This is a genomic window from Neisseria sp. SLRRB23 (assembly GCF_050896295.1).
In the GTDB taxonomy this organism is placed as follows: Bacteria; Pseudomonadota; Gammaproteobacteria; order Burkholderiales; family Neisseriaceae; genus Neisseria.
In genome coordinates, this window is record NZ_JBPBFH010000004.1 from 1 (window position 1) to 26029 (window position 26029).

Below are 26029 nucleotides of genomic sequence, written 5' to 3' on the forward strand. Positions count from 1 at the left end.
GGATTAACAAAAATCAGGACAAGGCGACGAAGCCGCAGACAGTACAAATAGTACGGAACCGATTCACTTGGTGCTTCAGCACCTTAGAGAATCGTTCTCTTTGAGCTAAGGCGAGGCAACGCCGTACCGGTTTTTGTTAATTCACTATATTAAAACCTCGGCACACACGCCGCAAACACCGGTACGCAAAAATGCCGTCTGAAAGATGTTCAGACGGCATTTCTCAAGAAAAAGATTATTCGTCCGCCCTATATCCGTACACCGCAAAAAACACGATATACAGGTAACAGATAACGGAAACGACAAACGAAGACATCAGGGTGTAAGTATCCGCCGCCCAACCTTGAATCACCGGCACGACCGCACCGCCGACAATCGCGGTACACAGCACACCGGAAGCNGCGTTGGTGAATTTGCCCAATCCTTTGGTTGCCAAAGAGAAAATCGTCGGGAACATAATCGAGTTGAAAAAACCGATGGCAAGCAGCGACCACATCGCCACATCCGCATTGCCGCTGCCCGTCGCCATCGCGACGGCAAGCAGCACGACCGCAGCCGATGCGTTAAACGCCAAATAACGGTTGGGCGCGAATTTCGCCATCACCGCCGAACCGAGGAAACGTCCGACCATCGCGCCGCCCCAATAGAACGACAGGTAATGCGCGGCAGAAGCATGATCCAGCCCTTTCAGATAACCCAATACGTTGACCATCAGCGAACCGATAGACACCTCCGCGCCGACATAGCAGAAAATGCCTGCCGCACCGAACACGAGATGTTTGTATTGCCATACGCCGGTTTTGCCGTCGTGGTTGTGCGCGCTTTCCTCGGCGGCAATTTTTTGCGCGTCGGGCAGCCGGATCATTTTCACGAAAACGGCAAGGATAATCAGCAGCCCCGCCAGTCCCAAATAGGGAATCTGTACGGAAGAAATCTGTTCCGCCTTGCTGACGGTTTGGGTTGCGTCTGCCAGAATCAGGAACGCGCCGATTTGAGGCGCAATGGTCGTACCCAAAGAGTTAAACGCCTGAACCAGCGTCAGCGTTGCCGATTCCTTGCCGGGTTTCGCCAGCAGGGTAACATAAGGATTACCGGCGACCTGAAGCAGCGTTACGCCGGAAGCCAAAATAAACAACGCGCCCAAAAATACCGCATACGAATGGCTGCCCGCAGCAGGATAAAACAACAGGCATCCGACCGCCGTCAGCAGAAAGCCGCCGATAACGCCGTTTTTATAACCGATTTTGCCCACCAGCGTACCCATGGGAATCGACATCACCGCATAGGCGGTAAAGAAACAGAATTGAATCAGCATCGCCTGAACGTAAGTCAGGTCGAAAATTTCTTTCAAATGAGGAATAAGGATGTCGTTCATGCAGGTAATAAAACCCATCATGAAGAACAGCGTGGTCAAGACGACCAACGGGGACGTATGGTTGTTTTGTGATTGCGCAGACATGATTTGCCTTTCATTTTATTGGAATACATTACACGGTTCGGACGGCAAAAATTGACATTCTTCAAGGGCGGCGTGAATCATACTGACATTTCACAAATTTGCAAGCCGTCGGCATATCCTTGCCGGACAACATCCGCTATTATCCCGACAAGCACGCCGACGCTGTATTTTTTCAATCCTCATTTTGATTTATCACAAACCGTACATGACCGTCTTTTACGCCTACGCCGCACTCGCCTTTTCCGCCTTCACTTCCGCCACCCTCCTGCCCGGCACATCGGAAGCCGCCTTTGCCCTATTCGTCCACCGCTTTCCCGAACACGCATACGGCGCGTTGCTGTGCGCCGGCCTTGCCAACGGATTGGGCAGTATGGTTTCCTATTGGATGGGGCGTTTGCTGCCTTCCCGAAAAATGCCGTCTGAAAAAACAATCAGGATAATGAAGCGTTACGGCGTATGGCTGCTTGCGTTTGCCTGGCTGCCCGTCATCGGCGACGCACTGCCGCTTGCCGCGGGCTGGCTGCGGTTGAATCCGTGGACAAGCGGGCTGATGCTGGTTATCGGCAAAACGGCGCGTTACGCCTTCATTCTGTGGGGAATGCAATATTACGCCGCCTGAACCATACGTTATAATGCCGAACACACAAACCCACCGTATAAAAAAATGAACAGACACATCCGCCAAGAAATTTTCGAACGCTTCCGCGCCGCCAACCCCCATCCGACCACCGAGCTGAATTTCAACTCCCCTTTCGAGCTTTTAATTGCCGTTTTACTGTCGGCACAGGCAACCGACGTCGGCGTAAACAAAGCGACGGCGAAGCTGTTTCCGATTGCCGATACGCCGCAAGCGATGCTGGATTTGGGTTTGGACGGCGTGATGGAATATACGAAAACCATCGGGTTGTATAAAACCAAGTCCAAGCACATCATGCAGACCTGCCGCATCCTGCTGGAAAAATACAACGGCGAAGTGCCGGAAGACCGCGAGGCTTTGGAATCCTTGCCGGGCGTGGGGCGCAAAACGGCAAACGTGGTATTGAACACGGCGTTCGGCCATCCCGTTATGGCGGTCGATACGCATATTTTCCGCGTGTCCAACCGAACCAAAATCGCACCCGGAAAAGACGTTCGCGAAGTCGAAGACAAACTGATGCGCTTCATCCCAAAAGACTTCCTGATGGACGCGCACCACTGGCTCATCCTGCACGGACGCTACACCTGCAAGGCACTCAAACCGCAATGCCAAACCTGCATCATCAACGACCTGTGCGAATATCCCGCCAAAGCCTGACCGCTGCCGCCCTTCAAAATGAAATGCTTGAAAATTCGGACGGACGTTGTAGAATTTCATCCCATGCCGTCTGAAGCTGACAAAATGCGCTTCAGACGGCATTGAAGTCAATATCGGCACNACACAAAGGACGAAACGTGTTCAAAAAATACCAATACCTCGCTTTGGCAGCACTGTGTGCCGCCTCGCTGGCAGGCTGCGACAAGGCAGGCAGCTTTTTCGGTGCGGACAAAAAAGAAGCATCCTTCGTAGAACGCATCGAACACACCAAAGACGACGGCAGCGTCAGTATGCTGCTGCCCGACTTTGCCCAACTGGTTCAAAGTGAAGGTCCGGCAGTCGTCAATATTCAGGCAGCCCCCGCCCCGCGCACCCAAAACGGCAGCGGCAATGCCGAAAACGATTCCGACCCGATTGCCGACAACGACCCGTTCTACGAATTTTTCAAACGCCTCGTCCCAAATATGCCCGAAATCCCCCAAGAAGAAGCAGATGACGGTGGATTGAACTTCGGCTCCGGCTTCATCATCAGCAAAGACGGCTACATCCTGACCAATACGCACGTCGTTACCGGCATGGGCAGCATCAAAGTCCTGCTCAACGACAAGCGCGAATATACCGCCAAGCTCATCGGCTCGGATGTCCAATCCGATGTCGCCCTTCTGAAAATCGATGCAACGGAAGAGCTGCCCGTCGTCAAAATCGGCAATCCCAAAGACTTGAAACCCGGCGAATGGGTAGCCGCCATCGGCGCACCCTTCGGCTTCGACAACAGCGTTACCTCCGGCATCGTCTCCGCCAAAGGCCGCAGCCTGCCCAATGAAAGCTATACACCCTTCATCCAAACCGATGTTGCCATCAATCCGGGCAACTCCGGCGGCCCGCTGTTCAACTTAAAAGGGCAGGTCGTCGGCATCAACTCGCAAATATACAGCCGCAGCGGCGGATTTATGGGCATTTCCTTCGCCATCCCGATTGACGTTGCCATGAATGTTGCCGAACAGCTGAAAAATACCGGCAAAGTCCAACGCGGACAACTGGGCGTGATTATTCAAGAAGTATCCTACGGTTTGGCGCAATCGTTCGGTTTGGACAAAGCCGGCGGCGCACTGATTGCCAAAGTCCTGCCCGGCAGCCCCGCAGAACGTGCCGGCCTGCAGGCGGGCGACATCGTCCTCAGCCTCAACGGAGAAGAAATACGTTCTTCCGGAGACCTTCCCGTTATGGTCGGTGCCATTACGCCGGGAAAAGAAGTCAGCCTCGGCGTATGGCGCAAAGGCGAAGAAATCACAGTCAAAGTCAAGCTGGGCAACGCCGCCGAGCATACCGGCGCATCATCCAAAACAGATGAAGCCCCCTACACCGAACAGCAATCCGGTACGTTCTCGGTCGAATCCGCAGGCATTACCCTTCAGACACATACCGACAGCAGCGGCGGACACCTCGTCGTCGTACGGGTTTCCGACGCGGCAGAACGCGCAGGCTTGAGGCGCGGCGACGAAATCCTCGCCGTCGGGCAAGTCCCCGTCAATGACGAAGACGGTTTCGGCAAAGCTATGGACAAGGCAGGCAAAAACGTCCCCCTGCTGGTCATGCGCCGTGGCAACACACTGTTTATCGCATTAACCCTGCAATAACCCACATAATTTGACCAAAATATTTTTTTAGATGATAAAATGCCCGTCAACACTGATTAACGGGCATTTTAAAAAATCAGTTAATTGATTTCAAATAAGTATTTTCCGGAACAGAAAATACTTTCGCCCATTTTGCCAACAAAATCCGAACCGTTGCGGACAGAAACCGCCCCATCCGGACGCTTAACACCCCCATAACCATGCAGCTGATCGACTATTCACATTCATTTTTCTCGGTTGTGCCACCCTTTTTGGCACTGGCACTTGCCGTCATTACCCGCCGCGTACTGCTGTCTTTAGGCATCGGTATTTTGGTCGGCGTTGCCTTTTTGGTCGGCGGCAACCCCGTCGACGGTCTGACACACCTGAAAGACATGGTCGTCGGCTTGGCTTGGTCAGACGGCGATTGGTCGCTGGGCAAACCAAAAATCTTGGTTTTCCTGATACTTTTGGGCATTTTCACTTCACTGCTGACCTACTCCGGCAGCAATCAGGCGTTTGCCGACTGGGCAAAACGGCACATTAAAAACCGGCGCGGCGCGAAAATGCTGACCGCCTGCCTCGTGTTCGTAACCTTTATCGACGACTATTTCCACAGCCTCGCCGTCGGGGCGATTGCCCGCCCCGTTACCGACAAGTTTAAAGTTTCCCGCGCCAAACTCGCCTACATCCTCGACTCCACTGCCGCGCCGATGTGCGTGCTGATGCCCTTTTCAAGCTGGGGCGCGTCGATTATCGCCACGCTTGCCGGATTGCTCGTTACCTACAAAATCACCGGATACACGCCGATGGGGACGTTTGTCGCCATGAGCCTGATGAACTATTACGCGCTGTTTGCCCTGATTATGGTATTCGTCGTCGCATGGTTCTCCTTCGACATCGGCTCGATGGCACGTTTCGAACAAGCCGCCTTGAACGAAACCCATAATGAAACAGCCGTTTCAGACGGCATCGAGGGCAGGGTTTACGCGTTGATTATTCCCGTTTTGACCTTAATCGCCTCAACGGTTTCCGCCATGATCTACACCGGCGCGCAGGCAAGCGAAACCTTCAGCATTTTGGGGGCATTTGAAAATACCGACGTAAACACTTCGCTGGTATTCGGCGGCACTTGCGGCGTCCTTGCCGTCGTTCTCTGCACGCTCGGCACGATTAAAACCGCCGACTATCCCAAAGCCGTTTGGCAGGGTGCGAAATCTATGTTCGGCGCAATCGCCATTTTAATCCTTGCCTGGCTCATCAGTACGGTTGTCGGCGAAATGCACACGGGCGACTACCTCTCCACACTGGTTGCGGACAACATCCATCCCGGCTTCCTGCCCGTCATCCTCTTCCTGCTCGCCAGCGTGATGGCGTTTGCCACCGGCACAAGCTGGGGGACGTTCGGCATTATGCTGCCGATTGCCGCCGCCATGGCGGTCAAAGTCGAACCCGCGCTGATTATCCCGTGTATGTCCGCCGTGATGGCGGGGGCGGTATGCGGCGACCACTGTTCGCCCATATCCGACACGACCATCCTGTCTTCCACCGGCGCGCGCTGTAACCACATCGACCACGTTACCTCGCAACTGCCTTATGCCCTGACGGTTGCCGCCGCAGCCGCAGCCGGTTACCTCGCATTGGGTCTGACAAAATCCGCGCTGCTCGGCTTCGGCACGACCGGCATTGTATTGGCGGTGCTGATTTTTCTGTTGAAAGATAAAAAACGCGCCAACGCCTGACCCCTTTCCCTTTTCAGACGGCATATGCCGTCTGAAGCTTTTTGGAGCAAACCGAAATGACTGTTCCCCATATTCCGCGCGGCCCCGTCATGGCCGACATTGCCGCCTTCCGTCTGACCGAAGAGGAAAAGCAACGCCTTCTCGATCCCGCTGTCGGCGGAGTCATCCTGTTCCGCCGCAACTTCCAAAATATCGTACAGCTCAAAGAACTTACCGCCGAAATCAAAGCACTTCGCACACCCGAACTCATTATCGCCGTCGATCACGAAGGCGGCAGGGTTCAACGGTTTATCGAAGGCTTTACCCGCTTGCCCGCAATGAACGTCTTAGGGCAAATTTGGGACAGTGAAAGCGCATCTGCCGCCGAAACCGCAGCCCGGCAGATAGGCTGGGTTTTGGCAACCGAGCTTTCCGCCTGCGGCATCGACTTGTCCTTCACTCCCGTCTTGGATTTGGACTGGGGAAACTGCCCCGTCATCGGCAACCGCAGTTTCCACCGCAATCCCGAAGCCGTAACCCGCCTTGCCCTCGCCCTTCAAAAAGGTTTGGAAAAAGGAGGCATGAAATCATGCGGCAAACATTTTCCCGGACACGGATTTGTCGAAGGGGACAGCCATTTGGTGCTGCCCGAAGACGGGCGCAGCCTCGACGAACTCGAAGCCGCCGACCTTATCCCTTTCCGCATTATGAGCCGCGAAGGTATGGCGGCGGTTATGCCCGCCCACGTCGTTTATCCGCAAGTGGACACCAAGCCCGCAGGGTTTTCCGAAATCTGGCTCAAACAAATTTTGCGCCGCGATATCGGATTCAAAGGCGTGATTTTCTCGGACGATTTGACCATGGAAGGCGCGTGCGGAGCCGGCGGTATCAAAGAACGCGCCCGACTGTCGTTTGAAGCAGGTTGCGACATCATATTGGTCTGCAACCGTCCCGACTTGGTCGATGAATTGCGCGACGGCTTCACCATTCCCGACAACCCGGATTTGGCCGGACGTTGGCAATACATGGAAAACTCGCTCGGTCATGAGGCAGCACAAGCCATTATGCAGACAACGGATTTCCAAGCGGCGCAAGCCTTTGTTGCCGGTCTGGCCTCGCCGCAAGACACGGCGGGCGGCGTGAAAGTCGGAGAGGCCTTTTAAATCCTCCCGACACGCGGCAAAAAGGCAAAACGGTATAGGCATGCCGCTCTTTTTACGTTATAATCTCGTTCCAATTCATTCGGAATGTAGCGCAGCCCGGTAGCGCACTTCGTTCGGGACGAAGGGGTCGGAGGTTCGAATCCTCTCATTCCGACCAAATCCAAACCGCCTCGGCATCCATTGCCGGGGCGGTTTTTCCTTTTGACGTCAACAGAAAAATGCCGTCTGAAACAGCATTCTGTTTCAGACGGCATTTCGTTTTCCCTAACCCTGCTATTTGCGTGCACTGACAAAGGGTATCGGCAAGGTTCAAAAGACTATCGGAATTTAGGAAGCCGAGCTTGTACTCAACGACGGCATCTTATTCAGTAAGGTTACAAACCAATTAGACAGCGGAAATGTCGGCAATTTCACGCGGAAGCGGTACACTTCCCGTATGTCAAACATCGGTAAAACGGTAAGCCGACCCTTTGAGTTGCACTGCATAAACTACTCTATCCCCGCCCATTTATGCGTCTGCACGCTCAACTGCCAATGGATGGACGCGTCGGGGCGGCTGTTCAGAATACCGATTTGGCGGATGGTGTCGTAGATGTTCATCGCACCGTCTTGTTCGCAGGGCGAAAGGTAGTAATGATGCGCGCGGATTTTGCGTTCCATATTTTCACAGAACGCAACGACATCGCCGTCGGCAACAATCCGCACTTCGTCGGCTGTTTCGATACAGCTTTTTTCGTATTTGGCGGCATAGCAGGCTTTGGGGCTGGTGGCGACATAGTCGATTTGCGGCGGTGCGGGATTGAGTCCGTTGGTTTCGAGACAGAGGAAATAGCCTTCCGCCTTGAGCGCGTCCAGCAGCGTATCGAGATGCGGCTGTATGGTCGGCTCGCCGCCGGTGATGATGATGTTGCGAGCGGCGTAGGTTTTCAGACGGCCTAAAATGTCGGACAGGCTCATCATTCCGAATGTCAAATAATCGGTATCACACCAGCCGCACGCCAGATTGCATTTGCCCAAGCGGACGAAAACGGCAGGCATGCCCGTGTTCCAGCCCTCGCCTTGCAGGCTCTCAAAAATTTCGACGATGCGGTATTGCGGATTTCCGGGGGCAACATTGATTTTTTTCATACCGCCAATACCGCAGCAGCTGCCAGCATCGCGGGCAAACCCTGTTTGACGAGTATGCCTTTGTTGCAAGAAGAGAACGCGCCCCATGCGGCGGCAATCAATACAAAACCGAGAAACAGAATCGTCGCGCCGTACACCGCGTTATCCGGCACGGCAAACCGCGACCACACCAACCCAATGCCGAGAAAGCCGTTATACAGCCCTTGGTTGCTAAACAGGGTCTGCACGCGCTTTTGTTCCATAAATTCATAAGGCAGCTTGAATATTTCCGCCGCCTTTTCGCTGGGAATCTGTGTCATTTCAAGCCAGGCGATGTAGAAATGTTCGGCGGCGACGAAGAGGACGAGAATGGTGGAGAGGAGTTTCATGGGTGTTCCTTTTAATGGGTGTATTTGATATGGAAGGTCGTCTGAAAAAACGGGGGAATCCTTACTGGAAAAAACCGTTTTATAGTGGATTAAATTTAAATCAGGACAAGGCGACGAAGCCGCAGACAGTACAGATAGTACGGCAAGGCGAGGCAACGCTGTACTGGTTTAAATTTAATCCACTATAAAGCAGATTCAAATAAGGACGCCCCACATCGTCATTCCCGCACAGGCGGGAATCCAGAGATTCGGAATTGCTGCAATTTTTAAATATTCCTGATAAATCAAGGTCTGGATTCCCGCCTGCGCGGGAATGACGCGGTTGGACATGTCTTATTTGAATTTACTATATCGATACGTTCAAGATATTCCCTACTCCCCTTCATACTCTGCGCACGATGTCGGCGTTTCCCACAATTTGACGCGGCACACGTTCAGCCCCGCGTTTTTCAGACGGCCGTACATTTCGACCGCCATATTTTCGGCAGTGGTGCGGCAGGGCAGGCTCAGGGTTTTCATGTTCCAACCCTCCAAAAGCGCGGCGATTTGGCATTCACGGCTGTTGCCGCCGTCGTAGATAAACGCGTGGTCGAAGGGGTCGGTAATATATTGTTTCACAATGGCTTTAAGGTCGGTGAAATCCATTACCATACCGTCTTTCGGCCCGCCACTGACGATGCCGTCTGAAACGGTGATTTCGAGTTTGTAGGTATGCCCATGCAGGTTTTGGCATTTGCCGTCATGCCCGTCAAGCATGTGTGAAGAATCGAAGGTAAATATCTTGGTAATTTTCATGGTGGGTACTTTAAATCGGTAGATAGCCCTGAAAACCGATTTCGGCAGGCTTGCCGTGCGGATTCGGGGTCAGGCGGATGGTGTACTTGCCGATGCGGTCGAGTCGGAGCAGGTTGTCCACGTCTTTTAAGTTGTCTTTATGTTGCTGAACATGGTCGGTCAACAGGGTTTGCAGGGCTTTTTGTTTGGCTTCGGCAGGCGTGGCGGCGGCGAACAGCCCGAAAGCGTGTGCCTCGGCAAGCTGACCCGCGCGATAACCGCCGACATTGGCAAAATACAGGCGCGGAGTGTGTTCAGACGGCATTTTCGTTTTGGGCGTTTCGGATACGGCGATGTCGTAACCGTCCGCCCATTCGACAATCTGCCAGCCGTCAATGTGGATTTTGTCCGCATCGCCGAACCACGCGGCTTTGAGTGCGGGGACGGCTTCGCGGTAGTCGTCGCACACGGCAAACTGAATGTCGTGCACTTCGATATTGGAGCGGCCTGCGTTACCGCCGAGATAGAACATATAAAGTTTGGGCATGATAAGGCTTGTATCGGATGATGGTTGTATTTTCAGACGGCCTTTTTACTTTCCAAATATTCCGCCAATCCGCGCTCGCGCAACACGCAGCTCGGGCATTCGTGGCAGCCGCCGACGATGCCGTTGTAGCAGGTGTGGGTCTGCTCGCGGATATAGTCCAGCGCGCCCATTTCATCCGCCAACGCCCAAGTTTGCGCCTTGGTCAGGTACATCAGCGGCGTGTGGATTTGAAAATCGTAGTCCATCGCCAGATTAAGGGTAACGTTCATCGATTTGACGAACACGTCGCGGCAGTCGGGATAGCCGGAAAAGTCGGTTTCGCACACGCCTCTGATAATGTGCCGTATCCCCTGCCCTTTGGCGTAAATCGCTGCGTAGAGCAGGAAAAGCGCGTTGCGGCCGTCTACAAAGGTATTCGGAATGCCGTTTTCGGCAGTTTCGATGGCGGCGGCTTCGTCCATCAGGGCGTTGTGCGTAATCTGCCGCATCAGGCTCAAGTCGAGTACGGTTTGTTTGACGCCCAAATCCTGCGCAATCCAGCGGGCGCGTTCCAGCTCGACGGCGTGGCGTTGCCCGTATTGGAAAGTGATGGCTTGGACGTTTTCGCGCCCGTAGGTTTGAATCGCCTGAATCAGGCAGGTAGTGGAATCTTGGCCGCCCGAAAAGATGACCAAGGCTTGTTGGTTTGACATACTGAATCCTAGTTTTGGTAACGCGGGAGGTTTTCGAACCGCGAATGCGGAAAGGCAAAGATGCGGATTATACAGGCAAACGCTTTCAGACGGCATCATTCCTCATGCCGTCTGAAAGGAGGCTGTTTAAGCCAACTTGACGGCAAGCTCCGCAAGCCGTCTGCCTTGTGCGAAGGCGATGTCGTTTTCTTCTGCGGTCAGGACGGGTTTGCCGTCATGTCCGGCAACGTGGGACGCGCCGTAAGGGGTACCGCCGCTTCGGGTATTGCCGAGGGCGGATTCGGTGTAGGGGATGCCGCTGATAATCATGCCGTGGTGCAGGAGGGGGAGCATCATGGTAAGCAGCGTGGTTTCTTGTCCGCCGTGGAGGGAGGCGGTGCTGGTGAAGACGGTGGCGGGTTTGCCGACGAGTTCTGCGCCGAGCCACAGGGGGATGGTGCCGTCGATGAAGTATTTCATGGCGGCCGCCATGTTGCCGAAGCGGGTGGGGCTGCCTAGGGCGAGGGCGGCGCAGGTTTTGAGGTCTTCGGCAGTGGCGTAGGGCGCACCGCTGTCGGGGATGTCTTCTTCGACGGCTTCGCAGACGGTAGAGACTTTGGGGACGGTACGCAATACGGCTTCACAGCCTGCGACGCTTTCGATGCCGCGTGCGATTTGGCGGGCAAGGTTGAGGGTGCTGCCGTTTTGAGAGTAGTAGAGGACGAGGATTTTGAAGGGATTTGGGTTCATGGGCGGATTCCGTTAAAATAGTTTGGCGTTCAGACGGCATAACGGTTGTCCAGATGCCGTCTGAAACAGTTTGAAAACATGAAATCTGGTAAGAGATTATGACCTTTTTACAACGTTGGCAAGGTTTGGCGGACAATAAAATCTGTGCATTTGCATGGTTCGTCGTCCGCCGTTTCAGTGAAGAGCGCGTACCGCAGGCAGCGGCGAGCATGACGTTTACGACGCTGCTGGCACTCGTCCCCGTACTGACCGTAATGGTCGCGGTCGCTTCGATTTTCCCCGTGTTCGACCGCTGGTCGGATTCGTTCGTCTCCTTCGTCAACCAAACCATTGTGCCGCAGGGCGCGGATATGGTGTTCGACTATATCGACGCATTCCGCGATCAGGCAAACCGGCTGACCGCCATCGGCAGCGTGATGCTGGTCGTAACCTCGCTGATGCTGATTCGGACGATAGACAATGCGTTCAACCACATCTGGCGGGTTAACACGCAACGCCCCTGGATGATGCAGTTCCTCGTTTATTGGGCGTTGCTGACTTTCGGGCCACTGTCTCTGGGTGTGGGCATTTCCTTTATGGTCGGGTCGGTTCAAGACTCCGTACTCTCCTCCGGTGCGCAACAATGGACGGACGCGTTAAAGACGGCGGCAAGGCTGGCTTTCATGACTGTCTTGTTGTGGGGGCTCTACCGCTTCGTGCCCAACCGCTTCGTGCCCGCTCGGCAGGCGTTTGTCGGGGCTTTGATTACGGCATTCTGCCTGGAGACGGCACGTTTCCTGTTCGCCTGGTATATGGGCAATTTCGACGGTTACCGCTCGATTTACGGCGCATTTGCCGCCGTGCCGTTTTTCCTGTTGTGGCTGAACCTGTTGTGGACGCTGGTCTTAGGTGGCGCGGTGCTGACTTCGTCGCTGTCTTATTGGCAGGGCGAGGCCTTCCGCAGGGGGTTCGACTCGCGCGGACGGTTTGACGATGTGTTGAAAATCCTGCTGCTTCTGGATGCGGCGCAAAAAGAAGGCCGAACCCTGTCCGTTCAGGAGTTCAGACGGCATATCAATATGGGCTACGACGAGTTGGGCGAGCTTCTGGAAAAGCTGGCGCGGTACGGCTATATCTATTCCGGCAGACAGGGCTGGGTTTTGAAAACGGGGGCGGATTCCATTGAGTTGAGCGAACTCTTCAAGCTCTTCGTTTACCGTCCATTGCCTGTGGAAAGGGATCATGTGAACCAAGCTGTCGATGCAGTAATGACGCCGTGTTTGCAGACTTTAAACATGACGCTGGCGGAGTTTGACGCTCAGGCGAAAAAACGGCAGCAGTCTTGAGTATTTTTGAAACTGTATTTTTATCCTAAAGACATTTTCCTATCTGCTGATTCCACCGTTTCTTTTCTGTGTGCCGCCATAATTTTTATGATAGACAAGCCATTCAAGTTTGCATTGACTGCTTTTTCATTGGCAATATCCAAATGGCTGGTCGCTTCATCTAAAAATAGGATTTTCGGTTCGCAATATAAGGCCCGCGCCAATACGATGCGTTGTTTTTGTCCGCCTGACAGTGCGCTGCCCATATCGCCGATCAAGGTTTCATAGCCCATAGGCATGGCGGAGATTTCTTCGTGAATCATAGCAAGGCAGGCGCAATGTTCGATTTTTCCTCTATCTGGTTCTGTATCGAAAAAACAGATATTCTCTGCAATTGAGCCAGCAAATATAGTGGATTAACAAAAATCAGGACAAGGCGACGAAGCCGCAGACAGTACAGATAGTACGGCAAGGCGAGGCAACGCCGTACTGGTTTAAATTTAATCCACTATAAAACATCGTCCTTGACCATCGCACTCAAATTGCGGATAAAACGTGGCGGTAAGCTGTAAATGTCGTGTCCATTTATCATGACTTTGCCTGATTCGGGAGGTAGATTGCCGCTTAAAATATCCAAAAGTGTCGATTTTTCCAACGTATCCAAATTATTGGCATTTAGTCTCAACCTGACGTTGTCTGAAAGCGGAGTAGCGTTGGGATTCGCGAACTGTTCGAGATGAAAAGCGGTATCGGTACGTTCTTTTAGAGGTCGTCTGAACAATGAGAAATATCAGCAGTAATTTGTGCCGTCAGTGTAGCCGTTTCCTGATTTATCTGCTTTTGTTGCGGGAGCAGTTGATCCATGTTCAATCTCAAAGATTGGTCTTCCGTTATAAGGAGGTACATTAACGGCATCATTTATCCAATCACGAGTCACATTGCATACAGCACTTGCACCAACAGTACCGAAAGCATTTTTCGGCAGAAAATGAACTATCGCTGCGGCAGCAAGTATTGCAACAAAATCCCCCCCATGTGGGACCTCCTTTGGTTGTGGCAGCATTAGCTACATTTCCAGCTATATTGTCTGTTACAGCCCCCCTGAAACCAGCTTCAATTCATGAAGTTGAAGTTCAATCATTTTTATACTCCTTTTCTTGGTTAGTATTCCTAAAAACTCGGCTAACAAAAACATATGGCAGATATATTGAAAAAAAATTCAAAGTACCCTGAATAAAATTCAAATTCCAACTATATTTGTTAATGTAGTCGAGAAGAAACATATCTGATAAAAAATATAGCAATTGATAACAAGCTATTACTAATATTACGAAAAATGTAAATTGCTTCCAGTTTTTCATAGAATCTCTCACAAAATTTCCAGAAAATCTAACTCTATCAACTGATAAATCAACTTCCTAACTTCTTCATGTTTTTCCTGATTGAAGTTAACCAGTAGATTTTTCAACAATAACATAACGGTTCATTCTTACCGATATGTTCTAGCACTTTTTTCCCCAACTCATCTACACTTATCTTCATCCCATTCCCAATCAAATATCCCTTTTCCAACGTATCCAAATTATTGGCATTTAGTCTCCACCCGATTCAAGGATAATATCCATATCGATATGTTCAGGAATGGAAATAATCAGTATCTTTAGTCTGTTGCATATACAATGGCATAGGGAAATCAGGGGCAGAATGCCGAAGTCGAGATGGATGCCCATTACTTCCCCTTACTCAGAAAATATTTAAAATTTATAATGTTACATATAGTTACAAATATTAGAGTTTTTTTGTGTGTGCGTCAAGGAATTGTTGACAATTTTAGTTAAAAATTTGTCTCCAAACGGAAAAAAGCGGTTTGTTTTTTTGTTGTTAACATTTTTATTGTAATTAAATAAAAGGTCGTCTGAAAACGGTTTTCAGACGGCCTTTTGCTATAATCAGGCTTCATCGCCCCGTTCGGTTTGGAACCTTATGAAAACCCTCGTCCTGCTCCTGCTTTCCTTCTCCACGACCACCGCTTTTGCCGCATACGGTTTGGGTTTGGGGCAGACGCCGAAATATCCCGCCGGCTTTCGCGCCTACGAATATGTCAATCCCGACGCGCCCAAAGGCGGAGTATTTTCCCTGCCGATGCAGGGCGGTTTTGATACGTTCAACCCGTTTACCCTCAAAGGCGACAAAGAAGTCGGCGTTCTTATGCTGACCGTGGACAGACTCACCGACAACAGTTGGGACGAACCTTTCTCCATGTACGGCTTGCTGGCGCAAGACTTTTGGCTTGCCGAAGACGGATTGTCGGCAACATTCAAGCTCAACCCGAAAGCCAAATTCCACAACGGAGACCCCGTCCTTGCCAAAGACGTTGCCGCCTCCTTCCGCCTGCTGACCGAAGACCGGGCCGCCTCGCCGTTTTACCGCATGTATTGGAACGATGTTGCCAAAATCGAAATGCCCGATGACAGGACAGTCGTTTTCCGCTTCAAACAGCGCAATGCCGAATTACACATGGTCTTAGGACAACTGCCTGTATTTTCACACAAAAGTTATCCAGAAGGACTGGAAAAAGGCGCAAACAAAATGCCCATCGGCTCCGGCCCCTACCGCTTCGTCAAAGCAGACATCGGGCGCATAAGCGAATACGCGCGCGACAAAAACTACTGGGCGCAAAACCTGCCGACACGCAGGGGGCGGTACAACTTCGACACCGTCCGTTTCAAATATTTCAAAGACGACAGCGTCCGTCTCGAAGGCCTCAAAGCTGGACAATATGATTTCGTATACGAAAACATCGCCCGTAACTGGGCGCGTGCCTATCCTGCCGACATACTTGCCAAACGGGACTTGGGCAAACACGAATGGAAACAGGAAAGCACCGCCGGTATGCAGGGTTTTGTCATGAACCTGCGCCGTGCGCCGTTCAACCATCCCCTTGTACGGCAGGCAATGGTGGAAAGTTTCGATTTTGAAAGTACCAATGCACGCCTTTTCTACGGCGCATACCGCCGAAGCAACAGCTTTTTTACCAACAGCAACATGGCGGCATCGGGCAGGCCGCAGGGTTCGGAACTCAGGCTGCTGCAATCTTTAGGCAATACGCTCAATCCCACCGTTTTGAGTCAGAATGTTCCCGAACCGCCGCAAACCGATTTGAAAAACGGCATACGCCCCAACCTTATCAAAGCCCGTACCCTTTTGGAAAAGGCAGGCTACCGCTACCAGAACGGCAAACTGACCGACCGCCTCGGCAATCCGCTGGCTTTTGAATTCCTGAACGCAGGCAAGGCATACGGGCGCATTACCGCCAAATGGCAGCGCGACTTGGCAAAAATCGGCGTAACCATGCACATGCGCACCGTCGATCCCGCCGTATACCAGAAACGCCTCGACAACTTCGATTTCGACATGACCATTACGGTTTACGGCAACAGCGAAAGCCCGGGCAACGAACAGCGCGACTATTTCGGCTGCGAGGCGGCAAAAACCGAAGGCAGCCGCAACCTTGCCGGCATCTGCCGCCCGGAAATCGAAAAGCTGCTCACCCATTTCGGCAGCTTCCGAAACCGTGCCGAACTACAAACCGCTGCACGCGCGCTCGACCGCACCGTCCGCCACCAATACATCATCGTCCCCGCATGGTATGCCGACCGCTACCGCGTCGTGTACCGCAACGACTTGGGTATTCCGCAGATGCTGCCCAAATATTACGATCCCGTATCTTTCGTTTTAAGCACCGCATGGAAAAAATAATGCCGTCTGAAACCCCCTGCCCTTCAGACGGCATATCATTCGCAGCCACGCATTCAATCATTAATCCTTAACTCCGCCTGTGAAACTGCGGTTGCAGCCGCACATTTGCGGATATTCTTCCCATTGGTTCCGCCCAAACCGAAGCCACCCACGGCAACACCTTCCTACACACCCAGATACCCTTCCCTGCTGGAAAGCCATCTTGCCAAATGCGCTTCGACGATTTCGGGGTTTTGCTCAATCAACATGGGGGCGATTTCGCGCGCTTGTTCCAAGAGGTGCAGGTCTTCTTCAAGGTTGGCGAAGCGCAGCATGGGAACGCCGCTTTGGCGCGCGCCGAGAAATTCGCCTGGGCCACGGATGTTGAGGTCTTGACGGGCGATTTCAAAGCCGTCGGTATGTTCGTAGATGACTTTCAGCCGCGCTTTGGCGAGTTCGCTCAAGGGTTCGGCAAACAGGAGGACGCACACGCTTTCTACCGCGCCGCGCCCTACCCGTCCGCGTAATTGGTGCAGCTGCGCCAAGCCCATGCGCTCGGCGTGTTCGATCACCATCAGGGCGGCGTTGGGCACATCTACGCCGACTTCGATGACGGTGGTGGCGACCAAGACGTTCAGACGGCCTGCGGCAAACTCTGCCATGACTTCGGCTTTTTCGGCGGCTTTCATGCGTCCGTGTACCAAGCCGATGTTGAGTTCGGGCAATGCCGCCTGAAGCTGCTCTAGGGTTTCGGTGGCGGTTTGCAGTTGCAGGGTTTCACTTTCTTCAATCAGCGGGCAGACCCAGTATGCCTGCTGCCCTTTACGGCAGATGTTTAGAACGAAGCCTTCGACTTCGGCGCGGCGGACGTTGTTGACGAGGCGGGTTTTAATCGGCGTACGTCCGGGCGGCAACTGGTCGATGACGGACACGTCCAAGTCGGCGAAGAAACTCATGGCAAGCGTGCGCGGGATAGGCGTGGCGGACATCATCAATTGGTGGACGTCGCGCCCTTTGTTTTTGAGGGCGAGGCGTTGGGCGACGCCGAAGCGGTGTTGCTCGTCCACAATCACCAAGCCCAGATTTTGGAACTCGACGTCGTCTGAAAACAGGGCATGCGTGCCGACGGCGATTTTGACGGTGCCATCGGCGAGTTTGGCTTTGGCTTCGTCTTTTGCTTTTTTACGCAAACTGCCAAAAAGGCGGACAACTTCAATACCCAAAGGTTCGAGCCATTGTTTAAATTTAATAAAATGTTGTTCGGCAANGATTTCGGTCGGCGCCATTACAGCCACCTGCGCACCGGATTCGATAGCCGTCAAAGCAGACAAGGTGGCGACTATGGTTTTGCCACTGCCGACATCGCCTTGCAGCAGGCGGTGCATCGGGTGCGTTTGCGCCATATCGGTTTGAACTTCCGCCAACACGTTTTCTTGTGCATCGGTCAGGGCAAACGGCAGGGCTTGGCGCAGGGCTTGGGTCAATACGCCATTGCCGCGCAATGCCGCCGCCGAGCCGCCGATACGCTTCTGCCGCGCCAGCCGCATGGACAACTGTTGTGCCAAAAGTTCGTCAAATTTGAGCCGTTGCCATGCAGGCAGCGTGCCGTCTGAAAGTTGATAAATAGTGAAACTCGGCGGCGGCGAATGCAAAAAGCGCAGGCTTTCGGCGAGGTGCGGCAGTTTCAGACGGCCTAATAAAGCATCAGGCAAGGTGTCGTGCAACGGCGTAACGTCCAACGCCGTCTGAATAATGCGGCGCAAAGTGGGCTGATTCAAACCGTTTACGGTCGGATAAATCGGCGTGAGGCTTTCCGCCAAACCGCTGCCCTCGGCATCGCGGATTTTGGGATGAATCATCTCATCGCAGTAAAACCCGTGTTTGATTTCGCCCACGGCGCGGATGCGTTTGCCGACCGCCATCTGTTTCTGATGGCTGGCGTAAAAGTGGATGAAGCGCAGGAAAAGGACGCTGCCGGAACCGTCGGCAATTTGGACAATCAGCTGCTTGCGCGGCTTAAAAGTTACTTCCTGATGGATGACCTCGCCCTCGACCTGACACGGCACGCCAATCGGCGCGTCCTTAATCGGCATAATGTGCGTCTCGTCCTCGTAACGCAGCGGCAGGTGCAACACCAAATCCCACGCGGTATGGAGGTTGAGTTTGTCGAGCTTCTTGGCGGAAACATCGGTGATTTTGAGCTGTTTCTGGGTTTCGGGCGACATCATAGGCAGATTCCTTTGGACGCGCTTATTTTATCCGAAAACAAAAATGCCGTCTGAAACGGATTCAGACGGCATCGGACAGGCAGGAATCAAGCCCCGGCGGCTTCGGCTTCCTGCTGTTGTTGGTAAATCGCCTCAAAATTAATCGGCGCGAGCAGGACGGGCGGGAAGCCGGCGCGCGTTACCGTACTGGAAACGGCTTCGCGCGCGTAAGGGAAGAGGATGTTCGGACACGCCACGCCGAGCAGCAGGTCGGCATCTTCTTCGGGGATGTTTTCCAGACGGAAAATACCGCTTTGGGTTACTTCGTTCAAAAACATCGTGCGCTCGTTATCCAGCTTGGCGGTAACGGTTACGGTAACGTCCACGTTGTAGTAGCCGTCTTCCAGCTTTTGGCTGCCGGTGGAAACGCGCATATCCACTTCGGGCTCGCCCTGTTCCAAGAAGATTTGCGGCGCGTGCGGCACTTCCAAAGACAAGTCTTTGACATACAGTCGCTCGATGCTGAATACGGGTTGCAGTTCTTCGCTCATTTTGTTTTCCTAGTTGGGGGTTAAGGGTTCAGCAGTCCGTCCAGCCCGCCTTCCTGCTGGAGGCGGTAGAGGTCGGTAAATCCGCCGACGTGCGTTTCGCCGATGAAAATCTGCGGCACGCTGCGCTGTCCCGAAAGCTGCTGCATTTCGGCAAAGGCTTCGGGGCTTGCATCGACACGGATTTCGTCGATATGTCCGACACCTGCCGCGTGCAGCAGCCTTTTCGCCATCGCGCAGTAGGGGCAAAACGGACCTGTGTACATGGTAACGGTCTGCATATTGGGTTTCCGAAAGTTTTGCAATGATAATCAATATAGGGGCAATCGCTCCGTTTGGCAAGTGCGGAACAGATGCACATTCAGACGGCATGTGCGGAATGTGTCAAAGTTTCTTTTTTAAAGTATGATAGGCATTGTGAAAAATATTTTTGCACCCGCGCTGCGCGGCGGAACGGATGCAAAAATATTTTTATTACATTTTCAGGAAAAACCATGTTGTCAGGACTCCCCATCCCCAAAGACATCGCGCGCCCGCCCGAAACGATATTGGTCAACATCACGCCGCAGGAAACGCGCGTGGCGGTGTTGGAGGAAAACAATATCTGCGAACTGCATATCGAGCGTAACAGCGGACACAGCCTGGTCGGCAATATCTATCTGGGCGTGGTGCGCCGCGTGCTGCCCGGGATGCAGAGCGCGTTTATCGATATCGGTTTGGAACGCGCGGCATTTTTACACATCGTCGATGTCCTCGAACAACGCCGCAACCCCGAAGAAACCCAGCGCATCGAACATATGCTGTTTGAAGGGCAGTCGGTTTTGGTGCAGGTCATCAAAGACCCGATCAACACCAAAGGCGCGCGCCTTTCCACACAAATCTCGCTGGCAGGGCGTTTCCTCGTCCATCTTCCGCAGGAAGAACATATCGGCGTATCCCAGCGTATCGAGGACGATACGGAACGAAGCAACCTGCGCGAGCGTCTCAACAAGCTCCTGCCGGAAAAGGCATGCCACGGCTACATCATCCGCACCAACGCCGAAAACGCCACCGACGAACAGCTCCAGTCCGATATCGACTACCTGACCAAAGTGTGGGAACACATCCAAGAACAGGCAAAAATCCAACCGCCGGAAACCCTGCTTTATCAGGACTTGCCTTTAAGCCTGCGTGTGTTGCGCGATATGGTCGGCTGCGACACGCAAAAAATCCTCGTCGATTCCACCGTAAACCACGGGCGCATGACGCGTTTTGCCGAACAATACGTCCACGGCGCATTGGGCAGGATAGAATTGTTTAAAGGCGAACGCCCGCTGTTTGAAACCCACAACGTCGAACAGGAAATCGGCCGAGCCCTGCAACCGCGCGTCAACCTCAACTTCGGCAGTTACCTGATTATCGAGTCCACCGAAGCGATGACCACGATAGACGTGAACACCGGCGGCTTCGTCGGCGCGCGCAATTTCGATGAAACCATCTTCCGCACCAACCTTGAAGCCTGCCACACCATCGCCCGCGAATTGAGGCTGCGCAACCTCGGCGGCATCATCATCATTGACTTCATCGATATGGCACAGGAAAGCCACCGCGAAGCCGTGTTGCAAGAGCTTGCCAAAGCCCTCGCCTTCGACCGCACGCGCATCACCCTGCACGGCTTTACCCATTTGGGGCTGGTCGAGCTGACGCGCAAACGCTCGCGCGAAAACTTAAACCAAGTCCTCTGCGAACCCTGCCCTTCCTGCCAAGGCAGAGGCCGTCTGAAAACGCCGCAAACCGTGTGCTACGAAATCCAGCGCGAAATCGTCCGCGAAGCCCGACGCTACGATGCGCAATCTTTCCGCATTCTTGCCGCACCCAACGTCATCGACCTTTTCCTCGACGAAGAATCGCAATCCTTGGCAATGCTGATAGATTTCATCGGCAAACCGATTTCTCTGGCAGTCGAAACCGCTTACACACAGGAACAATACGATATTGTGCTGATGTAAAAAAAATGCCGTCTGAAGCCTTCAGACGGCATCTGTCTATTTCAGGGTTTCCTTGTCCAACAAGGCGCGTATCAGCAGACCGTGTCCGAACCTGCGGCTGTCGGACAATTCCAAATGTCCGCCGTATTTTGTGGCAACAGGCTTTATCGGCAACCCGATTTCTTTATTTCTCTGGCAGTCGAAACCGCCTACACGTAGGAACAATACGATATTGTGCTGATGTAAAAAAATGCCGTCTGAAGCCTTCAGACGGCATCTGTCTATTTCAGGGTTTCCTTGTCCAACAAGGCGCGTATCAGCAGACCGTGTCCGAAACGTCGGCTGTCGGTCAGTTCCAAATATCCGCCGTATTTTTTGGCAAGCGTGTCGGCGATGGACAGACCCAGCCCCGTCCCCTGCTGCTCCGTTCCCAAAATACGGTAAAACGGATCGAGGACACGGGCGCGTTCGGATTCGGGAATGCCGTTCCCGTTATCTTCCACCCACACGGCGAGATATTTCCCTTCGTCCGTGAAACCCAAATCTATCCTGCCTTCGTGCGGCGTGTAACGTACCGCGTTGTCGGCAAAGGTTTTAATCAGCGTATAGATTTCCGTTTCGTCGGCAGACACTTCGACATCGCCTCCGACCGCCACGCCGATGTCCTGACGTTTTTCCAAAGCCAGCGGCATCAGTTCCTGCAACACTTGGCGGAAACGGCTTTGCAGACCGAATGTCGTTTTCGTCAGAGGGGTTTCGTCCGACTGCGAACGCGCCAGTACCAAAAGCTGCTCGAGCAGGTGTTTGTTGCGCCTGATGCTCTGCTGCAAAACGGCAGACTGCCGCGCCGCATCGGGTGGGAGCGGCATATTGTTGAGGCGTTCCGCCTGAAGGGAAAGGGCGGTCATCGGTGTCCGCAACTCGTGCGCCGCATCGGCGACAAACCGCTGACGGTGGCGGATGTCTTCATCCGCACGTTTCAAAAGCAGGTTGATGGCGGTTACGAACCCTCTGATTTCACTGGGAATATTGTCCACACTCAAGGCAGACAGGTCATTGATTCGGCGTTGTTCGAGACTTTGCGACAATTTGCGGACGGGGCGCATGACTTTGTGCGTAATCCACACGGTCAGCAGTATCATCAGCGGCAGTGCCGCCAGCAGGGGCAACACGCTTTGCCGTGCCGCATCCGCCGCCAAATCTTCACGGTATTCGTTTTCCTGCATGACGGCAATCCGTCCCTGTTCAGTCGTGCGGATATAGACGCGGTAATAATCGTCGTCATCGTCCGCCTGAAGCGTGTGCAGACCGTCCGCCAGATGCGCGGGCAGGCTGACAACAGGGTCTTCCTGCTGTGGCATCTGTACCAAAATACGCGTATCGCCGTCGCCCTCGGGCAAAGTTTCGGGTTTGGAATCGGGGCCGACGTACAATGCCGCCTGACGGAGCAGGTCGTCCTGCAACTCTTCCGTTTCGTGGAAGGTTTCGTAGTAGGAAAACATACCTGCAAGCATTGCCAGCGGAACAAACATCCAAATCAGGGCACGGCTGATTCTGACCTGAAGCGAATGTTTTAAAATTTTAAAAAAACGGTCCGGCATCTTCGTTCCTGTTCAGACGGCATCTTGATGCGGCATCAGCCAGCCGACACCGCGTACATTTTGTATGCTTTCCTTACCCAGTTTCTTACGCAGCGCGTGAATCAGAAAATCCACCGCATTGCTTTCGACTTCCTCGCCCCAACCGTAAATCTTATCTTCCAAATCCGAACGCGACAGAATGACACCCAGCCTCTCCAACAAAGCCTGCAATACTGCAAACTTCTTGTTGCTCAATGCCACCTGCCTCCCCTCGGCAATAATTTCTACCTGATACGTTGCAGGATTGAGGGATAACGCACCATTTGACAGGCACGCCTGCACCTGTCCGCTCCCGCGCCGCAACACCGCCCGCATCCGCGCCTTAAGCTCCACCATATCGAACGGCTTGACGATATAGTCATCCACACCGCCGTCCAAACCGTTCAGCCGGCTGTACAAATCATCCCGCGCCGTCACAATCAGCACGGGGACGGTACAGCCTGCCGCGCGTATTTCTGACAAAACATCCAAACCATCGCGCCCCGGCAAACCCAAATCCAGCAGCATCAAGTCATAAGGCTGGGCAGCGGCCGCCGCCGCAACCTGCGCGCCGTTTTTGACCCAATCCACTGCATAACCACCGTCTTTCAAATTTGCCGACACCGCCTCCGCAATCATCGCATCATCTTCAACCAACAATATAGTGGATTAAATTTAAATCAGGACAAGGCGACGAAGCCGCAGACAGTACAAATAGTACGGAACCGATTCACTTGGTGCTTCAGCACCTTAGAGAATCGTTCTCTTTGAGCTAAGGCGAGGCAACGCCGTACTGGTTTTTGTTAATCCGCTATAAACACGCTGATCATTTGCCGCGCATTATCCGGCAAACGGCAAACCTTGACACTGCCCAGCCCATATAGAAAGGCCGCAAAACCCGAACCGGTTTTGCGGCCTTTCGACTTGGTTTGTTTATTTGGCATTTCTTTCAATCAAACCGACAAACTGATTAATATATGACTGGACAAAATCCCTTGCCGAGTCGATCAATTTGCCGTTTTCATCNAACAGCGTCGGCGAATTGCCCAAAAACACCTCAGGCTGCCCTGTCAGCGGCATATCGAAATAAGACAGGGCAAGNCGCAGGTTTTTTTGGGAACTGTAGCCCCCCATCTTGCCGACGGAATGGCTGATGATGCCGGCCGGTTTGTTTTTCCACGCCACGTCGGCATTCGGTTTCGAGCCGATGTCCACCGCATTTTTCAAACAGGCGGGAACGGTGCGGTTGTTTTCGGACGTAACGAACAAAATGCCGTCCGAAGCCTTAATCGTTTCGCGGAAAGCCGTGTAGCTTTCGGGCAGCGGCACATCTTCCACCGCAGGGTCGTCATAATCGAAATTGTAAAGCGGCAGATGCCCGATTTCGACAATTTCCGCCTGATAGCCTTCTGGAAACATCTGTACCGCATTCAATGCCACTTTGCGCGCAAACGAAGCACGGCGCAGGCTGCCCACCAAAATACTGATTTTCTTAGCCATAATCATTCCTCCTGAATATTAAGTTTCTGCGTTTCAATCATTTCATAATGGTAACGATTATTATATATGTGATTTCCCCTGCAAACAAGCCGGTCCGCCGCCCCGGCGTTCCCACTTATCCGGCTTTGCCTTATAATTGCTTTTTTTATGTAACAGATTCACCTATGAATTTCCCCAAAACAGCGGCCTCCCTGCTGCTGCTTCTCGCCTCCCTCGCCGCACACGCGCTCGATACCGGCCGCATTCCGCAAAACGAAATCGCCGTATATGTCCAAGAACTCGGCAGCGGCAGGGTCGTCATCGACCACCGTGCGGATGTCCCCGTCAATCCCGCTTCCACGATGAAACTCGTTACCGCGTTTGCCGCCTTCAAAACCTTCGGCAGCAATTACCGCTGGGCGACTGAGTTTAAAAGCAACGGCAAAGTGAGTAACGGCACGCTGGATGGCGATTTGTATTGGGCAGGCAGCGGCGACCCCGTTTTCAATCAGGAAAACCTGCTTGATGTTCAAAAACAGTTGCGCGACAAAGGCATACGCAATATCACGGGACACCTGATACTCGACCACAAGCTGTGGGGCGAAGTCGGCAGTCCCGACCATTTTGAAGCCGACAGCGGTTCGCCGTTTATGACGCCCCCAAATCCGACTATGCTGTCTGCCGGTATGGTTATGGTGCGCGCCGAACGCAATGCCGCCGGCAGTACCGACATCCTCACCGATCCGCCTTTGCCGCATATTTTCGCCCAAAACAACTTGAAAATTACCGCCTCCCAAGCTGCCTGCCCTTCGGTCAAAAAACTGATGCGTGCATCTTTTTCGGACAATACGCTGAAATTGCGCGGCAATATTCCTGAAAGCTGTTTGGGCAAGCCTGTCGGTGTCCGGATGTTCGCGCTTGACGAACTGATCCGGCAAAGTTTTACCAACCACTGGCTGCTCGGCGGCGGACGGATTTCAGACGGCATCGGCATAGCCGACACGCCGGAAGGCGCGCAGACGCTTGCCGTTGCACACTCAAAGCCGATGAAGGAAATTTTGACGGACATGAACAAGCGTTCGGACAATCTGATTGCGCGTTCCGTCTTCCTCAAACTCGGCGGCAACGGCAAACTACCCGCGGTTTCCGAACAGGCAGCGTCTGCCGTCCGGCGTGAACTTGCCGTGTCGGGCATCGATGTTGCGGATTTGGTTTTGGAAAACGGTTCGGGTCTGTCCAGAAAAGAAAGGGTAACGGCGAGAATGATGGCGCAAATGTTGGAAACGGCTTATTTCAGCCCGTTTGCACAAGATTTCATCGACACGCTCCCTATCGCCGGTACAGACGGAACTTTACGCAACCGCTTCAAACAAAGCGGCGGGCTGCTGCGCCTGAAAACCGGCACGCTCAACAATGTCCGCGCCCTTGCAGGTTATTGGCTGGGCGACAAACCGATGGTGGTGGTCGTCATCATCAACAGCGGGCGCGCCGTTTCCCTGCTGCCCGACTTGGACAACTTCGTTGCCAAAAACATCATCTCTGGCGGCGACGGCTGGCTGGATGCGAAACTGATGTGCAAAGAACGCCGCGCCTGAAACAGGAAAATATAGTGGATTAACAAAAACCAGTACGGCGTTGCCTTGCCTTNGCTCAAAGAGAACGATTCTCTAAGGTGC

25 protein-coding genes, 1 tRNA gene and 6 pseudogenes are annotated in these 26029 nt (G+C 53.2%); 12 read left to right on the top strand and 20 right to left on the bottom strand.

Features of this window, described 5'->3' with window-relative positions:
- Positions 1 to 235: 235 nt before the first annotated feature.
- On the bottom strand, positions 236 to 1459 hold the full coding sequence (locus tag ACRPFF_RS01500) for a sugar MFS transporter (RefSeq protein WP_115437602.1): 1224 nt from the start codon (positions 1457 to 1459) through the stop codon (positions 236 to 238).
- Positions 1460 to 1664: 205 nt separating this feature from the next.
- Between ACRPFF_RS01500 and ACRPFF_RS01505 the strand changes: the two genes are divergently transcribed.
- From ACRPFF_RS01505 to ACRPFF_RS01530, 6 genes are all read left to right on the top strand, one after another.
- Positions 1665 to 2078, top strand: a complete 414-nt coding sequence (locus ACRPFF_RS01505; RefSeq protein WP_432673609.1) for a YqaA family protein — start codon at positions 1665 to 1667, stop codon at positions 2076 to 2078.
- Between the two features lie 45 nt (positions 2079 to 2123).
- Positions 2124 to 2753 (top strand): endonuclease III, encoded by a 630-nt coding sequence (gene nth, locus ACRPFF_RS01510; RefSeq protein ID WP_432673610.1) that lies wholly within the window; start codon positions 2124 to 2126, stop codon positions 2751 to 2753.
- 137 nt (positions 2754 to 2890) lie between these two features.
- Complete coding sequence (locus ACRPFF_RS01515; protein ID WP_432673611.1) at positions 2891 to 4390, top strand: DegQ family serine endoprotease; 1500 nt, start codon at positions 2891 to 2893, stop codon at positions 4388 to 4390.
- A 200-nt stretch (positions 4391 to 4590) separates the two neighbouring features.
- Entirely contained in the window at positions 4591 to 6111 is a 1521-nt protein-coding gene (locus ACRPFF_RS01520; RefSeq protein ID WP_432673612.1) for a Na+/H+ antiporter NhaC family protein, read from the top strand.
- Positions 6112 to 6167: 56 nt separating this feature from the next.
- Entirely contained in the window at positions 6168 to 7253 is a 1086-nt protein-coding gene (nagZ, locus tag ACRPFF_RS01525) for a beta-N-acetylhexosaminidase (RefSeq protein ID WP_432673638.1), read from the top strand.
- A gap of 80 nt (positions 7254 to 7333) precedes the next feature.
- Positions 7334 to 7410, top strand: a tRNA-Pro gene (locus ACRPFF_RS01530).
- Positions 7411 to 7742: 332 nt separating this feature from the next.
- On the opposite strand, the gene ACRPFF_RS01535 is transcribed toward ACRPFF_RS01530, so the two are convergent.
- Complete coding sequence (locus ACRPFF_RS01535) at positions 7743 to 8381, bottom strand: 7-carboxy-7-deazaguanine synthase QueE (RefSeq protein ID WP_432673613.1); 639 nt, start codon at positions 8379 to 8381, stop codon at positions 7743 to 7745.
- On the bottom strand, positions 8378 to 8749 hold the full coding sequence (locus tag ACRPFF_RS01540; RefSeq protein WP_432673614.1) for a DUF1304 domain-containing protein: 372 nt from the start codon (positions 8747 to 8749) through the stop codon (positions 8378 to 8380). The genes ACRPFF_RS01535 and ACRPFF_RS01540 overlap by 4 nt, the downstream gene beginning before the upstream one ends.
- A 71-nt stretch (positions 8750 to 8820) precedes the next feature.
- On the opposite strand from ACRPFF_RS01540, the pseudogene ACRPFF_RS01545 reads away from it, so the two are divergent.
- Positions 8821 to 8934, top strand: a pseudogene (locus ACRPFF_RS01545) (IS5/IS1182 family transposase); the annotation flags it as partial.
- A 187-nt stretch (positions 8935 to 9121) separates the two neighbouring features.
- On the opposite strand, the gene queD reads toward ACRPFF_RS01545, so the two are convergent.
- The 4 genes from queD to wrbA all read right to left on the bottom strand — a co-directional run bounded on the left by queD (position 9122) and on the right by wrbA (position 11491).
- Entirely contained in the window at positions 9122 to 9544 is a 423-nt protein-coding gene (gene queD, locus ACRPFF_RS01550) for a 6-carboxytetrahydropterin synthase QueD (RefSeq protein WP_411713116.1), read from the bottom strand.
- A gap of 10 nt (positions 9545 to 9554) precedes the next feature.
- On the bottom strand, positions 9555 to 10070 hold the full coding sequence (locus tag ACRPFF_RS01555) for a DUF1543 domain-containing protein (protein WP_432673615.1): 516 nt from the start codon (positions 10068 to 10070) through the stop codon (positions 9555 to 9557).
- A gap of 32 nt (positions 10071 to 10102) precedes the next feature.
- Positions 10103 to 10762, bottom strand: a complete 660-nt coding sequence (gene queC, locus ACRPFF_RS01560; RefSeq protein ID WP_432673616.1) for a 7-cyano-7-deazaguanine synthase QueC — start codon at positions 10760 to 10762, stop codon at positions 10103 to 10105.
- Positions 10763 to 10888: 126 nt separating this feature from the next.
- Positions 10889 to 11491: an NAD(P)H:quinone oxidoreductase gene (gene wrbA, locus ACRPFF_RS01565; protein ID WP_118792013.1), complete on the bottom strand. Its 603-nt coding sequence runs from the start codon at positions 11489 to 11491 to the stop codon at positions 10889 to 10891.
- A 98-nt stretch (positions 11492 to 11589) separates the two neighbouring features.
- On the opposite strand from wrbA, the gene ACRPFF_RS01570 reads away from it, so the two are divergent.
- Positions 11590 to 12816, top strand: coding sequence for a YihY family inner membrane protein (locus ACRPFF_RS01570; protein ID WP_411713119.1), 1227 nt, complete (start codon positions 11590 to 11592; stop codon positions 12814 to 12816).
- Positions 12817 to 12836: 20 nt separating this feature from the next.
- Here the strand turns inward: ACRPFF_RS01570 and ACRPFF_RS01575 are convergent, their stop codons facing one another.
- The 6 genes and pseudogenes from ACRPFF_RS01575 to ACRPFF_RS01600 all read right to left on the bottom strand — a co-directional run.
- Positions 12837 to 13118, bottom strand: a complete 282-nt coding sequence (locus tag ACRPFF_RS01575) for an ATP-binding cassette domain-containing protein (protein WP_002244020.1) — start codon at positions 13116 to 13118, stop codon at positions 12837 to 12839.
- A 197-nt stretch (positions 13119 to 13315) separates the two neighbouring features.
- Positions 13316 to 13444 (bottom strand): annotated as a pseudogene (locus ACRPFF_RS01580) (ABC transporter ATP-binding protein); the annotation flags it as partial.
- Positions 13430 to 13569 (bottom strand): annotated as a pseudogene (locus tag ACRPFF_RS01585) (cupin domain-containing protein); the annotation flags it as partial. The pseudogenes ACRPFF_RS01585 and ACRPFF_RS01580, both read right to left, overlap by 15 nt.
- Before the next feature lie 16 nt (positions 13570 to 13585).
- Positions 13586 to 13858: a hypothetical protein gene (locus ACRPFF_RS01590; RefSeq protein ID WP_432673644.1), complete on the bottom strand. Its 273-nt coding sequence runs from the start codon at positions 13856 to 13858 to the stop codon at positions 13586 to 13588.
- A gap of 70 nt (positions 13859 to 13928) precedes the next feature.
- The gene (locus ACRPFF_RS01595; RefSeq protein ID WP_432673639.1) at positions 13929 to 14156 is read right to left on the bottom strand and encodes a hypothetical protein; all 228 of its coding nucleotides are present in this window, start codon (positions 14154 to 14156) and stop codon (positions 13929 to 13931) included.
- A gap of 8 nt (positions 14157 to 14164) precedes the next feature.
- Positions 14165 to 14511, bottom strand: a pseudogene (locus ACRPFF_RS01600) (winged helix domain-containing protein); the annotation flags it as partial.
- 267 nt (positions 14512 to 14778) lie between these two features.
- Here ACRPFF_RS01600 and ACRPFF_RS01605 point away from each other — a divergent pair.
- Positions 14779 to 16554, top strand: coding sequence for an extracellular solute-binding protein (locus ACRPFF_RS01605; RefSeq protein WP_432673617.1), 1776 nt, complete (start codon positions 14779 to 14781; stop codon positions 16552 to 16554).
- A 164-nt stretch (positions 16555 to 16718) separates the two neighbouring features.
- On the opposite strand, the gene recG is transcribed toward ACRPFF_RS01605, so the two are convergent.
- From recG to grxC, 3 genes are all read right to left on the bottom strand, one after another.
- Positions 16719 to 18761 (bottom strand): ATP-dependent DNA helicase RecG, encoded by a 2043-nt coding sequence (recG, locus tag ACRPFF_RS01610; protein ID WP_432673618.1) that lies wholly within the window; start codon positions 18759 to 18761, stop codon positions 16719 to 16721.
- 86 nt (positions 18762 to 18847) lie between these two features.
- Positions 18848 to 19291 (bottom strand): protein-export chaperone SecB, encoded by a 444-nt coding sequence (gene secB / locus ACRPFF_RS01615; protein WP_003754271.1) that lies wholly within the window; start codon positions 19289 to 19291, stop codon positions 18848 to 18850.
- A gap of 20 nt (positions 19292 to 19311) precedes the next feature.
- Positions 19312 to 19569 (bottom strand): glutaredoxin 3, encoded by a 258-nt coding sequence (gene grxC, locus ACRPFF_RS01620; RefSeq protein WP_002221441.1) that lies wholly within the window; start codon positions 19567 to 19569, stop codon positions 19312 to 19314.
- 213 nt (positions 19570 to 19782) lie between these two features.
- Here grxC and rng point away from each other — a divergent pair, with 213 nt between their 5' ends.
- Positions 19783 to 21276, top strand: a complete 1494-nt coding sequence (gene rng, locus ACRPFF_RS01625) for a ribonuclease G (RefSeq protein ID WP_003754268.1) — start codon at positions 19783 to 19785, stop codon at positions 21274 to 21276.
- A 36-nt stretch (positions 21277 to 21312) separates the two neighbouring features.
- On the opposite strand, the pseudogene ACRPFF_RS01630 reads toward rng, so the two are convergent.
- The 3 genes and pseudogenes from ACRPFF_RS01630 to ACRPFF_RS01640 all read right to left on the bottom strand — a co-directional run.
- Positions 21313 to 21477 (bottom strand): annotated as a pseudogene (locus tag ACRPFF_RS01630) (two-component sensor histidine kinase); the annotation flags it as partial.
- Positions 21478 to 21536: 59 nt separating this feature from the next.
- Positions 21537 to 22787, bottom strand: coding sequence for a sensor histidine kinase (locus ACRPFF_RS01635; protein ID WP_432673640.1), 1251 nt, complete (start codon positions 22785 to 22787; stop codon positions 21537 to 21539).
- 81 nt (positions 22788 to 22868) lie between these two features.
- Positions 22869 to 23513, bottom strand: a complete 645-nt coding sequence (locus ACRPFF_RS01640) for a response regulator transcription factor (protein WP_411713133.1) — start codon at positions 23511 to 23513, stop codon at positions 22869 to 22871.
- 18 nt (positions 23514 to 23531) lie between these two features.
- Between ACRPFF_RS01640 and ACRPFF_RS01645 the strand changes: the two are divergent.
- Positions 23532 to 23597, top strand: a pseudogene (locus ACRPFF_RS01645) (transposase); the annotation flags it as partial.
- Positions 23598 to 23807: 210 nt separating this feature from the next.
- On the opposite strand, the gene ACRPFF_RS01650 reads toward ACRPFF_RS01645, so the two are convergent.
- Positions 23808 to 24374, bottom strand: coding sequence for an NADPH-dependent FMN reductase (locus ACRPFF_RS01650; protein ID WP_432673619.1), 567 nt, complete (start codon positions 24372 to 24374; stop codon positions 23808 to 23810).
- Positions 24375 to 24538: 164 nt separating this feature from the next.
- Between ACRPFF_RS01650 and dacB the strand changes: the two genes are divergently transcribed.
- A complete protein-coding gene (gene dacB / locus ACRPFF_RS01655) occupies positions 24539 to 25948 on the top strand; it encodes a D-alanyl-D-alanine carboxypeptidase/D-alanyl-D-alanine endopeptidase (protein WP_411713123.1) in 1410 nt (469 codons plus the stop codon).
- Positions 25949 to 26029 lie beyond the last annotated feature (81 nt).